The following is a 12704-nucleotide window of genomic DNA, read 5'->3' as shown; positions in this document are numbered from 1 at the left end:
GCGAGCCATCCGCTTGTCGCGGGTGGCTTTTTTCATATTTCGACAGATGGCTGAACTTGATTTGACCAGGAGAAAGGGAATAGTTTCCGCAGCCCTCTCCGCCTCCAAAGGAGCCTTCCATGAATGCCATCGTCGAACAATTGAAGAGCACCGCGGCAGCCACCAAGGCAACCGATCTGCGCGCCGCATTCGCGGCCGATCCGCAGCGCTTTTCGCGCTTTTCCGTATCGCTTGACGACCTGCTGATGGATTTTTCCAAGACGGCCGTCAACGACGAGATCCTCAAGCTTCTGGTGAAGCTCGCCGAAGAAGGCGGTGTCGAAAAGAAGCGCGAGGAGATGTTCTCCGGCAAGGCGATCAACTTCACCGAAAACCGTGCCGTTCTGCACACGGCGCTGCGCAACCGCTCCAACACGCCCGTGCTGGTCGATGGCAAGGATGTCATGCCTGACGTCAATGCCGTTCTCGCCGCCATGGGCAAGTTTGCCGACGGCGTGCGCTCCGGCGCGCTGAAGGGCGCGACCGGCAAGAAGATCACCGATGTCATCAATATCGGCATCGGCGGCTCGGATCTCGGCCCGGTCATGGCGACGCTGGCGCTTGCCCCCTTCCATGACGGCCCGCGCGCCCATTTCGTCTCCAATATCGACGGCGCCCATATTGCCGATATCCTGAAGCTGGTGCAGCCGGAAACGACGCTCTTCATCGTCGCCTCCAAGACCTTCACCACCGTCGAGACGATGACCAACGCCCAGACGGCGCGCAAGTTCATCGCCGGCGCACTTGGCGAAGCTGCTGTTCAGCACCACTTTGCCGCCGTTTCGACGGCGCTCGACAAGGTCTCGGCCTTCGGCATCGAAAGCGAACGCGTCTTCGGCTTCTGGGACTGGGTCGGCGGCCGCTACTCGATTTGGTCGGCAATCGGCCTGCCGCTGATGATCGCCGTCGGTCCGGAGAATTTCGGCAAGTTCCTCGACGGCGCACATGCCATCGACAATCATTTCCGCAAGGCGCCGATTACCGAAAACCTGCCAATTCTGCTCGGCCTTATCGGTTTCTATCACCGCAATGTCCTGGGTTACCCGACCCGCGCCATCCTGCCTTACGACCAGCGCCTGTCGCGCTTCCCGGCCTATCTGCAGCAGCTCGATATGGAATCGAACGGCAAGGGTGTCACCATCGACGGCACGCCGGTCGAGGGCAATTCCGGCCCTGTTGCCTGGGGTGAGCCCGGCACCAACGGCCAGCACGCCTTCTACCAGCTCATCCATCAGGGCACGAGCATCATCCCGGCCGAATTCATGATCGCCGCGAACGGCTTCGAGCCGGAGCTGCGCCACCAGCACCAGCTCTTGATGTCCAACGTTCTCGCCCAGTCGGAAGCGCTGATGAAGGGCCGCACCTTCGCGGAAGCCAAGAAGCAGCTGACCGACAAGGGCATGGACGACAAGAAGGCCGATTTCATCGCCCCGCACCGTGTCTTTACCGGCAATCGCCCGTCGATCACCTTCGTGTACGACAAGCTGACGCCCTATGCGCTCGGTCGCCTGATCGCTCTCTACGAGCACCGCGTCTTCGTCGAAGGCGTGCTCTTCCGCATCAACTCCTTCGACCAGTGGGGCGTGGAGCTCGGCAAGGAACTGGCGACCGGCTTGTTGCCCGTCGTCGAAGGCAAGGAAAGCGCTGCCGGCCACGATTCCTCGACGCAGGGGTTGGTTGCCGCGCTGGCAAAGCTCGCCAAGTAAGTTTGGCGATCGCGCCCTTACAGAAGCCCATCCGTGATGCGGGTGGGCTTTTTTATTTGACGCTGTCGAAATGCAGAGCATCTCGTCGTCTATAGAGAGAGTGCTGGAGGAGGAGCCGATGACTGCAACGGATGACGAGCTGGTGAAATTCGAAGCCGAGGGGGCGCTACCATTGCCGCCCGCGGACGATGAGGGTTTCGTCGAGAATGAAGGCGCGCGCATCTGGTATGCAAGCTACGGCACCGGCCCGGCCGTCATCCTGCTGCATGGCGGGCTCGGCAATAGTGGCAACTGGGGCTATCAGGTTCCCGATCTCGTCGAGGCAGGCCACCGGGTCGTGGTGATCGACAGCCGCGGACATGGCCGCAGCACGCGTGACGACCGTCCCTATACCTATCACCTGATGGCATCGGATGTGCTGGCCGTGATGGATCATGCCGGGATTCGGGAAGCTGCCTTCGTTGGCTGGAGCGATGGCGCCTGCACATCGCTGATCCTTGCCGACCAGAATCCGGAGCGCGTCTGCGGCGTCTTCTTCTTCGCCTGCAACATGGACCCCGGCGGCACCAAGGAATTCAAGATGACGCCCGTTATCGATCGCTGCTTCAGCCGCCACAGGCAGGACTATCAGGCCCTATCGGCAACGCCCGACCAGTTCGAGGCCTTTGTCGGCGATGTCTCGAAGATGATGGCGACGGAGCCCAACTACTCGGCGGAGCAGTTGGTTGGCATCAAAGTTCCAGTTTCCATCGTGCTCGGCGAGCATGACGAATTCATCACGCCCGAGCATGCCGACTATCTGACAAGGACGATCCCGGATGCGGAATTCGTGCTCATGCCAGATGTCAGCCATTTCGCGCCGCTGCAGCAACCGGACCTCTTCAATCGCGAGGTCCGAGCCTTTCTCGACCGGATCGAATAAGATTCAGAGGCCGATTGCGTCTACCCAGGGCGCATTGGCCGTTGCAAGCGGCTTCGGATTGGGTGGCGCGCTTCAACCCTCGTCTTGGCGCAATCATATGGGGGAGCCTGATCGCCGTGGCCAGACCGAGCCGTTCCAGCAGCCGGATGAAATACCAGCCCAGATCCAGCTGGCCCGGTTCGATGCCGAGCCGCGCGGATTCCGGAAAGGCGTGATGGTTGCCGTGGAAACTCTCGCCGAAGGTCACCAACCCGAAGTGCGGCAGGTTATACCCCTGCACAGCGACATCATCGATACTCCAGCCCTGATGGCCAACCCGATGGGCAAAATGACCGACCAGCCAGTGTCCGGTCAGCGACACCGCTATCCGCACGGCAATGCCCCAGACTAGCCACGGCAATCCGCCGAGCATGAAGAGCATGAGTACCAAGGGGATCTGCTGCGCCATCCACGTCGCCTCCACGAAGCGATAGAAGCGATCGTGCCGCTCCCGCTCCCCGATGACGAAATGCGGCGGATGGTCCAGCACCACTGCACAATGCATCTGCCAGAAGGCGTCGATGAAAAACGACCGCCTGTGTGCAAAAAGGTCATGGCACTCTCGCTGTCGCTGAGCCCAATCGCGAATATCGTGCGCATAGATCATGCCGAAGGGGCCGGCCATGCCAACCAGCGTACCAATATAGACGAGAAAATGTTCGATCCAGATATGGGTGTTGAACGACCGGTGGATCAGCAGCCGGTGCATGCCGACCGAATGACCGAGGCAGATCGTGATCGCGGTCAACAGGATGAAGACGGCAAAGGCACTCCAGGTGAAAGTCAGCGGTCCGCCAATAATCGCAATCAAGGTCATCGTGGTAATCCAGATCGACTTCGTGGGCATCCAGACCACCCTGCCCTTCACTGGATCGCTTTTGTCATCAATCATCCGTCCGGTGGAAATGCTGCTCATGGCAAACTCCCTCCCTTCGGGCGCATTCAACACTTGAACACCGCCCGCCAATTCATTATTTAAGGAATTACCTAATTACTTTGCGGCAAGAGAAACAATTAAGCAATGCATTAATTGCTTAATTGTTTAATGGATCGATGCAGCGATGCCTCGGGCACGGAGACAGGACTTGGAAGAAGAGATGTTCGATGACGCTGCGGAAGACGGTTCCGTCAGCGCCGCTCAGCGGGTATTCCACGCACTTTCCAGTGCGCCACGTCGGAAGATACTCGCCTATCTCTCGGCATCGGGCCTGACCGCCGGCGAGATCGCCGACCGCTTCAGCATGTCCAAGCCGGCCGTTTCGCAGCATCTTTCCGTCCTTGAGACGGCGGGTTTGATCCGGCGAGAGAAGCAGGGTCAGTTCGTCCATTACTCCCTGATCGAGAACAATCTCGTCAACACACTCAACGGCTTCGTGCAGGAAGTCTGTCCGGTCGGTCGGCCGATCAAGAAGGAAAGCCAGGCGCGCGCCCGCGCGAAAGACGCGAAGGAATTGCCTTGAGTTTCAAGGCAGCGGCGGGGTCTGGCTGAAAGTCTTACAGTCCAATCTCTTTTGCCCAGGGCGGGTTGGCGCCGGCGCGGGAGACGGTGACGGCAGCCGCCTTGGCGCCAAGCGCCAAAGCGTTGCGGAGCGCCTGTTCGTCGAGGCTGGCGACCTGCGCCTTGGTCAGCAGGTTATCCATCTTCAGCGAGGCGAGGACGCCGGCGTCGAATGTGTCGCCGGCGCCGACAGTATCGACGACGGTGACGCGCTCGCTAGGTACGGTGACCTTGCGCGCGCTTGTGTAGCCGGTTGCGCCTTCAGCACCCTTGGTGATGACCACGAGCTTGGCGCCGTGGTTCAGCCAGTGAGCAGCCAGTGCGTCATGGTCGCCGTCCAGGCCGAACCATTCGAGATCCTCGTCGGAGAATTTCACGATGTCGGACTTGGCGGCCATGCGCTTGATGCGGGCCATGTGCGCAGGCTTGTCCTTGATGAAGCCAGGGCGGATGTTCGGGTCGAGCGAGATGACGCGCTTTGCGGCTTCGCGGTCGAGAAGCGCTTCGTAGGTTTCGCCGCAGGGGCTCGGGATCAGGCTGATCGCGCCGAAATGCAGCGCTTCGCAATCATCGCCGAGAACAGGCAGATCATCCGTGGTGATCATGCGGCCGGCAGTGCCTTCGTCGTAGAAGGCATAGGTTGCCTGACCGTTGACGAGCTTGACAAAGGCGATCGTCGAAGGGCGCGAGGTGATGGCGCACGGGCTGTAATCGACATTGCTCGCCTTCAGCGTATCGAGCAGGATTTCGCCCATCATGTCATCGGCAATGCCGGTGAAGAAGGCCGTCGGGATGCCCAGACGACCAAGCGCAATCGCCGTGTTGAAGATCGCGCCGCCGGCATAGGGCGCAAAGCCCTTTTCGCCAAGGGTCGTATCCCTCGGCAGCATGTCGATCAGGGCCTCGCCGCAGCACAAAATCATCGAATTCCTCCCAACAGGACTTACGCGTTTCTCAATCGATTAAGCGAGCTTTTGTCAAAAGGCTAGAGCGAAAGCTCACTCACGCCACCATTCCTTGCCGACCAGGCCAGCGGCGCATCGAGGAAGGCCTCGACTTCCTGCAGCGTCTTTTCATCGAAGAGCTTCTGCTCTTTGGCGATCGCCAGAACCTCACGCCAGGTGGCGATATGATGGAACTGGACCTTGCCATTGGCAAAGCGCTGATGCGCCTCCTGGAAGATGCCGTAGAAGAAGAGCGCCATGCCGTGATCGACGATGCCGCCGGCGGCCCTGATGGCATCGATGAAGGTGAACATACTGCCGCCGGCAGTGGTCAGATCCTCGATGATGAGAACGCGGGCGCCTTCCTTCATGTCGCCTTCGATCTGCGCATTGCGACCGTGGCCCTTCGGCTTCTTGCGGACATAGATCATCGGCAAGCCGAGACGATCGGCAAGCAGTGCGGCAAAGGGAATGCCTGCGGTTTCGCCGCCGGCGATGCAATCGAACTGTTCGAAGCCGGCATCGCGCAGCAGCGTGCTGGCGGCAAAGTCCATAACCGTCGAGCGGACGCGTGGGAATGAGAGAAGCTTGCGGCAGTCGATATAGACCGGGCTCATGATGCCGGAAGCATATTTGTAGGGCGTCTCGGCATTGAAATGAACAGCCTTGATCTCCCAGAGCATCTTTGCCAGCAGCTCTGCCATGACGGCGCGGTCAGGAAATGTGGTCTGGATCATGCGGCTTCTCCTTCGGCTGACGTTCCAGCGGCAATAGCAGCAAGAGCGGTCGGTTTCCAGACTGAAGACGGCCGTCAGCCGAGCAGGCGGCCAATATCCGCAACCTGCATCTTCCTGAAGAGCGCGATTGCCTGCGCGCCCTCTTTCTCATCCAGCGAAACAGCGTAGCGAACAGCCGCCGCCAGGAGCTGCATGGTCAGCCGGGCAATGGCCAGAAGCTCCGGCTCGGCACGCTTTGGCCATAGTTGTTTTAACACCGAGAACAGGGCCTGCGCGTGGAATTCCATATCTTCGGCATCGACCTGCTGAAGAAGCTTGTCCGTATGGGTCGCGTGCCAGATATCGCGCATGACAGGCTCGCGGCGGAAGAATGCATAATATTCATCCGCGATGACGCCGAGGACTGTCTGCAGATTGTCCGCGTCCGTCACCTTCGCCAGTTCGTCTGCCACGCATTGCCGGCCCTGCTCATTGAAGCGCTCGGCAAGTGTGCGGATGATCGAGGTCTTGTCCGGGAAATATTGATAGAGGGCACCGAAGGAAATCTCGGCCTTTTCAACGATTTCACTCATCTTCAGTGCATCGCTGCCGTTCTTTTCGATCACCGCGGAGGCGACCGTCAAGATTCTTTCGAAGCGTTCGCGGCCGCGCTGCTGGCTCGGGATACGGCGCGGCTGGCCGGTCGGCTCCTGCTGGCGCCTGCGTCGTGCGATCACCTCTTCTGCCATCTTCCGCTTCCCTCGACTGTTGACAAAGAAAATAAGAGAGTTTATCGCATTTTGCAAATGAGAGAGTTTCTCTTATTTTAACCGAAGAGGAGTTTCGATATGCAGAATTCCGAAATCGTTCTGATCGGCGGATCGGGAAAAACCGGCGGCCGCATTGCCAACAGGTTGGAGGAGCTCGGACTTGACGTTCGCAAAGCATCCCGCTCCACCGCACCGGCCTTCGACTGGGAGGATCGCACGACCTGGCGCAATGCACTCACGGGTGCGACGAGCGCATATGTCGCTTTCCAGCCGGACCTTTCCGTCTCCTGGGCGGCAGAGGCCATCGAGGCGCTTTCAAGACTCGCAAGGGAGTGCGGCCTGCAGCATATCGTGCTGCTGTCCGGCCGTGGCGAAGAAGGGGCGCAGCGGAGTGAGGAAGCGCTGCGGGCGGCAGGGATCGACTACACGATCCTGCGCGCCTCGTGGTTCTGCCAGAATTTCAGCGAGGGCGCTTTAGTAGAGTCGCTCATTGCCGGCAGGCTGGAACTGCCGGCCGGCGATATCAAGGAGCCCTTCATCGATGCCGATGACATTGCCGATGCGGCAGTGGCGGCGCTGACCGATATCAGGCATCGCAACAGGATCTACGAGCTGACCGGCCCTCGCGCGCTGAGCTTCCGCGAAGCCGTGGCCGAGATTGCGGCTGCCTCAGGCCGGACTATCGACTACGAACAGGTATCGATGGCGGACTTCAAGGAGAGCCTCTCCGTAGCGGGAACACCGGAGCCTGTCATCGCGCTGCTGGAAGAGCTCTTCGGCCAAATCCTCGACGGGCGCAATTCCGAGGTGATGAGCGGTGTGACAGAGATTCTCGGCCGCCCGGCAAGGGATTTCAAACAATATGCGCGGGAGACCGCGGCGACCGGATTGTGGAGCGCCTGACCATGCAGATCGTTCTCGTCATTTCCCTTATTGCCGCTGCGATCGGCAGCGGCCTTGTCGCCGGCATCTTCTTTGCTTTCTCCACCTTCATCATGACTGCCTTTTCGCGCATCCCTGCCGAGCAGGGCATTGCTGCGATGAATTCCATCAACGTGACCGTCGTCCGCTCGCCTTTCATGCTGCTTTTCGTGCCGGTGGCGATCCTCTGCGTCGTCATCGGAGTGCTGGCCTTCGTGAACTGGCGCGGCGGCGCCTCTTCGATGATGCTGGCCGGCGTGGCACTCTATGTCATCGCATCCTTCCTCTCGACCATCGTCTTCAACGTGCCGATGAATGATGCGCTGGCGAAAGTCAGCGGCAACGGGCCAGAAGCGGTGCAGCTCTGGACGACCTATCTCAGGGACTGGACGTGGTGGAACCACGTGCGCACGATCGCCTCGCTGCTGGCCTCGGTCGCTTTCGTGCGGGCGCTCATGATCATTTGAAAAGGGCGGAGGGAATAGCCCTCCGCCCTTCGCTGTTTCTGCGCAATTCCGGACGCAGAACCGCGGCACACCTTTGCTGGAATTGCTTTAGCTCTGCTGGCAGAAGGTGATGCGGTTGTTGAAGGGGTCGATGACGCCCATTTCGAGGCCCCAGGGCGCTTCTTCGACACCCGGGTTCATGTAGCGATAGCGTTTGCCGGCGAGTTCTGCCTGATAGGCTCGGACATCCCTCACCCGTACGAAGGCTCGCGCGCCTGGGCTGGCATCGCCGGAATGTTCGCTCAGGTGCAACTGCATATTCTCGCGGGAGACCTGGCAATAGAGCGGGGAGTTTTCGCCGAAACGATGCTCCCAGTCGAGCGTGAAACCCAGGAAGCCGCAGTAGAATTCCATGGCTTTCTCGACCGAGAAGATGCGGAAGATCGGCACAGGTGGTTCGATACCGATAGCAGATTTCGCACCTTCGGCCTCATCCAGCTTTGCCGAGAGAATATTCCACTGGTCGAGGCCGAATTGTCTGGCGACAATCTCCAGGGTTTCGCTATGGGTGAGGGAAATATCGCGGTCGGCAAGCGCCTGCCGCAGGGTTTTTGCCATAAGCTTGGCATCGCGAAAATCGCGCATGGTTCATCCTTCTCCGTTGGCGGCAAACAGGAAGATCAGTGCCCGCGTCTGCTGACCCGTTCGCCATCGATTGCCAGAGCAAGGATGTGAAGGTGGAGTTGGACGCATTCACCATTATGCTTGCGCATCGCGGGGCGGCTGGCTGCATCCGGCCGATCTCACATTACGAAAGGTCGGGAGACGGATCAAGAGGCCGAGCGCGCAACACCTGCCGGCACCGAATGAAGGTGGCTGGCGAGTTCGACGCGGTTGCGGCCGGCGCGTTTTGCGGCATAGAGCGCCTTGTCCGCCTCGTTCAGCATGGCATCGAAATCCAGCGGCTCGGAACGTCCGGGCGCGACGCCGACGCTGACAGTGCATTTCAGCACTTCGTCCTCGACATAGATGTCGCGCTCCTCGAAAGCCTTGCGAATGCGCTCGGCGGCAAGCTCGGCGCGGCCGGGCATGATTTCCCTCAGCACCAGCGCGAATTCCTCGCCACCGAGGCGGGCGGCCGTATCACCGCCGCGACAATTGGCGGAGAGTTCGCCGGCAAAGACTTTCAGGACGTGATCACCGGCCGCATGGCCGTAGCGGTCGTTGACCGATTTGAAATAATCGATGTCGAAGACGATGACGGCGGTCGAAGCATCCATGGAGCGGACGCCATATTGATCGAACAGAGCGCGGCGGTTCACTAACCCCGTCAGCGGATCGGTGATCGCATCCATGCGGTGACGGGCGGCAAGCCGCCATTGATGCAGTGCCAGCGACAAGGCGCCGATGCCGGTCATCCCGGCGATGCACACGGCGATACTGAGGTCTTCGGCCCAATTGCTGGGTGCGGCCCCGAGCACCAGCTTGCCGTCCCAGATCAAGACTGCGGCGCAGAGGACGAAGGAAATCGCCGTCAATGTGTAGAGGGCGGTAATGCCTGATATCGGCGCAGGTGCTTCTGCGCGGTCAAGCCAATATTGCCGGGCGGTGGTGAAGAGCAGGAAGGCGATGGCGAGATTATCCGCGATGAAGGCCAGACCATCCAGCCCGGCGATCATCGGCGGAATGGATGCGACCATGGCGACAAGTGCACGCACGACGATGCCTGATTTCGGGAGCCGACCGGTGCGGAACTGATAGCCCGCGCCCCAGATCGTGGCAAAACCGGCATGAAACAGCACGAAACAACCCGCACCGAGCAGGCGCTCGGGTTGTTCCACATAGTGGGCATAGGCTAAAATGCCGGCGACAACGAGAACGAGGCCGAATGCGCCGGTGAGAAGAAAGGTTTCAGCCCGGCGCGCAAGCCAGCTTCCCATGAGCGTCACGGCAAGGCAGGTTGCTGAAACGCCAAGCGCCAGCAGCAATGAATTATAGTCAAGCATCATGCTTTAAATCTCCGCGGCTCTTGCCGCGCCGATAACGTTTTTAAAAATCTATCTCGTCATTGCTGACGAATGTCTTACGCATTCCATTAAAAAACATAGGTTTCGCAGCCGAGCGTTACAAAATCAACGTTCGACAGCAACTATAAGAAGAAAAATATTCAAGCCTGTACAGCTTCTCAGGCTTTGATCTGCCAATGCAATGCAAACATCGGATCGAAGACGGTAACCGGCCCGGCGCCGGTTTCGATCCTGGCGGGGAAGACCACGGGGTCGGCCTGCCGCTCCAGCGTGATACGTTCCTCGTTCGGCTCGAGCCCATACCAGGCCGGACCATTCAAGGAGGCAAAGGCCTCCAGCCTGTCGAGCGCGCGATCCTGCTCGAACACATGGGCAAGGCAGCTCATCGTGTTGATCGAGGTATAGATCCCCGCGCAGCCGCAGGCACATTCCTTCAACGGGTCGACATGCGGCGCGGAATCCGTGCCGAGGAAGAACCTGGCATCGCCGCTGGTCGCCGCCGCCCTCAATGCCAGCCGGTGATTTTCGCGTTTCGCGACCGGCAGGCAGTAATAATGCGGGCGAATGCCGCCGACGAGGATGGCATTGCGGTTGATGATCAGGTGATGGGTGGTAATGGAGCCGGCAAGATTGCCCCTGGCCGACTTGATATAGTCGATTCCATCTGATGTCGTGACGTGCTCCATCGTCACCTTCAGTTCCGGCAGGCGCTTGCGAAGCGGGTCGAGCACCGTTTCGATGAAGACGGCTTCGCGGTCGAAAATATCGACGTCGGGCGTCGTCACCTCGCCGTGGACGCAGAGCGGCAGGCCGATCTTCGCCATGCGCTCCAGTACCGGCATCGCCTTTTCCATATCGCGCACGCCGCCGTGCGAATTGGTCGTGGCGCCGGCCGGATAGAGTTTTACGGCGGTGATGAGGCCGCTCTTCTTGCCCTCTTCCACATCGTCGGCGCTCGTGTGCTCGGTGAGATAAAGCGTCATCAGCGGCTGGAAGCGATGGCCGGCCGGAAGCGCCTTCATGATACGCTGGCGATAAGCGGCCGCATCCGCGGTCGTGACGACCGGCGGGACCAGGTTCGGCATGATGATGGCGCGCGCGAAGGTTCGGCTCGTATCTCCGATCACACCTTCCAGCATGGCGCCGTCGCGCAGATGCAGATGCCAGTCGTCAGGACGGCGGATAGTGATCGATTGCATGGGAGCCTCCGAAGCGATGCGGGTTTCGCCTCGATAGCATCAAGACCGGTGCAGAAACAACTGCTCAGGCCAGCGCGATTTCCAATGTGATGTCGGCGGGCCGACGATTTTCGAGAATGAGCCGGCCGTTCGGCAGGTCGTTGCCGTAGACTTTGGCGCTCGCTTCCTCCTCGGTCAGTCTATAGCCGCGCCAGCGATCCCAGAGGCGCTCTTCCAGAACTTCCATCGGCGGGGCGAGCATGATCGTGTAATCGAAGATGCCGTCGAGCTCGGCCCATTTGCCCTGCGTGAAGAGCAGATAGTTGCCCTCGATGATGATGAAGCGGTCCTGCGGATCGATCGGCCTGGCCGACGCGATCGCAAGCTCGCGCGAACGATCAAAGACGGGAACGAGGACCTCCTGATCGGCGGGCCGCACGGCTCGAACAATATCGAGGAAGCCGCGTACATCGAAGGTTTCCGGAATGCCCTTGCGAGCCAGCAGGCCGCGCTCGATGAGAACCGTATTGTCCATATGGAAGCCATCCATGGGCAAAACGGCAGCACTCTCGCCCAGCACCTTCAAGGCGTCGGCGATATTGTCGGCCATGGTGGATTTGCCGGCGCCGGGTGGCCCCGCAATCGCAATCAGGAAGCGCCTGGAATCGCCGGCGCGGTTCAGGACCTCGCCGACGATTTCGCCTATTCTCGCATTCATGCCGCAACGGGCTCCGCAGGGGCTGCCTTGGCGCCGGTCATGAAGGCGACGGCATCGGACATCGTGTATTCCTTCGGATTGATGACCGTCAGGCGGCGTCCGAGACGGTGGATGTGAACGCGGTCCGCGACCTCGAAGACATGCGGCATGTTGTGCGAGATGAGCACGATCGGGATGCCACGGGCGCGCACGTCGAGGATCAGTTCTAGCACGCGGCGGCTTTCCTTGACGCCGAGGGCGGCAGTCGGCTCGTCCATGATGATGACCTTGGAACCGAAAGCCGCCGCACGGGCAACGGCGACGCCTTGGCGTTGGCCGCCGGAGAGCGTTTCCACCGCCTGGTTGATGTTCTGGATAGTCATCAGACCGAGTTCGGACAGCTTGTTGCGTGCCTGCTTTTCCATCGTCGGCCGGTCGAGCATGCGGAACCACGAGCCCAACGGACCTGGCTTACGGATCTCGCGGCCGAGGAACATGTTGTCGGCAATCGACAGCGCCGGCGAAAGGGCGAGGTTCTGATAGACGGTTTCGATGCCCGCTTCGCGCGCTTCCATCGGTGATCTGAACTGTACCTGCCGGCCTTCCAGGGTGATCACTCCGTCATCGGGCGTGATTGCGCCCGATATCGCCTTGATGAGCGAGGATTTGCCGGCGCCGTTATCGCCGATGACAGCGAGGATTTCGCCCGGATAGAGGTCGAAATCGGCATTGTCGAGCGCAGTCACGCGTCCATAACGCTTGACGAGGCCACGGGCAGTGAGAATGGGTTCGCCAGCCATG

Annotated in this window: 14 protein-coding genes; 5 read left to right on the top strand and 9 right to left on the bottom strand. The window is 60.2% G+C overall.

Annotated elements, in window-relative coordinates:
* Positions 1-119: 119 nt before the first annotated feature.
* Both pgi and FHT93_RS13065 read left to right on the top strand, forming a co-directional pair.
* Positions 120-1745, top strand: a complete 1626-nt coding sequence (gene pgi, locus FHT93_RS13070; RefSeq protein WP_113114680.1) for a glucose-6-phosphate isomerase — start codon at positions 120-122, stop codon at positions 1743-1745.
* Between the two features lie 118 nt (positions 1746-1863).
* Positions 1864-2667 carry an alpha/beta hydrolase gene (locus tag FHT93_RS13065; RefSeq protein WP_183847901.1) on the top strand — a complete coding sequence of 268 codons (804 nt, stop codon included), beginning with the start codon at positions 1864-1866 and terminating at the stop codon, positions 2665-2667.
* Here FHT93_RS13065 and FHT93_RS13060 read toward each other — a convergent pair.
* Positions 2627-3622, bottom strand: a complete 996-nt coding sequence (locus tag FHT93_RS13060) for an acyl-CoA desaturase (RefSeq protein WP_246781616.1) — start codon at positions 3620-3622, stop codon at positions 2627-2629. The two genes, FHT93_RS13065 and FHT93_RS13060, sit on opposite strands and share 41 nt — an antisense overlap.
* A 169-nt stretch (positions 3623-3791) precedes the next feature.
* Here FHT93_RS13060 and FHT93_RS13055 point away from each other — a divergent pair, with 169 nt between their 5' ends.
* Complete coding sequence (locus tag FHT93_RS13055; RefSeq protein WP_113013045.1) at positions 3792-4166, top strand: metalloregulator ArsR/SmtB family transcription factor; 375 nt, start codon at positions 3792-3794, stop codon at positions 4164-4166.
* Positions 4167-4200: 34 nt separating this feature from the next.
* Here the strand turns inward: FHT93_RS13055 and FHT93_RS13050 are convergent, their stop codons facing one another.
* From FHT93_RS13050 to FHT93_RS13040, 3 genes are all read right to left on the bottom strand, one after another.
* Entirely contained in the window at positions 4201-5127 is a 927-nt protein-coding gene (locus FHT93_RS13050; RefSeq protein WP_183847899.1) for a carbohydrate kinase, read from the bottom strand.
* A 62-nt stretch (positions 5128-5189) separates the two neighbouring features.
* Positions 5190-5885, bottom strand: a complete 696-nt coding sequence (locus FHT93_RS13045) for an orotate phosphoribosyltransferase (protein ID WP_183847897.1) — start codon at positions 5883-5885, stop codon at positions 5190-5192.
* 74 nt (positions 5886-5959) lie between these two features.
* Positions 5960-6613: a TetR/AcrR family transcriptional regulator gene (locus FHT93_RS13040; RefSeq protein ID WP_183847895.1), complete on the bottom strand. Its 654-nt coding sequence runs from the start codon at positions 6611-6613 to the stop codon at positions 5960-5962.
* A gap of 99 nt (positions 6614-6712) precedes the next feature.
* Here FHT93_RS13040 and FHT93_RS13035 point away from each other — a divergent pair, with 99 nt between their 5' ends.
* Positions 6713-7537 carry an NmrA family NAD(P)-binding protein gene (locus FHT93_RS13035; protein ID WP_183847893.1) on the top strand — a complete coding sequence of 275 codons (825 nt, stop codon included), beginning with the start codon at positions 6713-6715 and terminating at the stop codon, positions 7535-7537.
* Between the two features lie 2 nt (positions 7538-7539).
* Positions 7540-8022: an anthrone oxygenase family protein gene (locus FHT93_RS13030; protein WP_183847891.1), complete on the top strand. Its 483-nt coding sequence runs from the start codon at positions 7540-7542 to the stop codon at positions 8020-8022.
* An 87-nt stretch (positions 8023-8109) separates the two neighbouring features.
* On the opposite strand, the gene FHT93_RS13025 is transcribed toward FHT93_RS13030, so the two are convergent.
* The 5 genes from FHT93_RS13025 to FHT93_RS13005 all read right to left on the bottom strand — a co-directional run bounded on the left by FHT93_RS13025 (position 8110) and on the right by FHT93_RS13005 (position 12703).
* On the bottom strand, positions 8110-8646 hold the full coding sequence (locus FHT93_RS13025; RefSeq protein WP_183847889.1) for a glyoxalase superfamily protein: 537 nt from the start codon (positions 8644-8646) through the stop codon (positions 8110-8112).
* 185 nt (positions 8647-8831) lie between these two features.
* Positions 8832-10010, bottom strand: coding sequence for a GGDEF domain-containing protein (locus tag FHT93_RS13020; protein WP_183847887.1), 1179 nt, complete (start codon positions 10008-10010; stop codon positions 8832-8834).
* A gap of 176 nt (positions 10011-10186) precedes the next feature.
* Positions 10187-11227, bottom strand: coding sequence for a dihydroorotase (pyrC, locus tag FHT93_RS13015; protein ID WP_183847885.1), 1041 nt, complete (start codon positions 11225-11227; stop codon positions 10187-10189).
* A 64-nt stretch (positions 11228-11291) separates the two neighbouring features.
* A complete protein-coding gene (locus tag FHT93_RS13010; protein ID WP_112541766.1) occupies positions 11292-11924 on the bottom strand; it encodes a nucleoside triphosphate hydrolase in 633 nt (210 codons plus the stop codon).
* Entirely contained in the window at positions 11921-12703 is a 783-nt protein-coding gene (locus FHT93_RS13005; protein ID WP_112541767.1) for an ATP-binding cassette domain-containing protein, read from the bottom strand. Before FHT93_RS13005 ends, FHT93_RS13010 begins: the two co-directional genes overlap by 4 nt.
* Position 12704 lies beyond the last annotated feature (1 nt).

Source organism: Rhizobium sp. BK379, from assembly GCF_014193955.1.
Lineage (GTDB): Bacteria > Pseudomonadota > Alphaproteobacteria > Rhizobiales > Rhizobiaceae > Rhizobium.
Note: the sequence above shows the minus strand (reverse complement) of the source record. Positions and strands in the feature narration are given on the sequence as shown.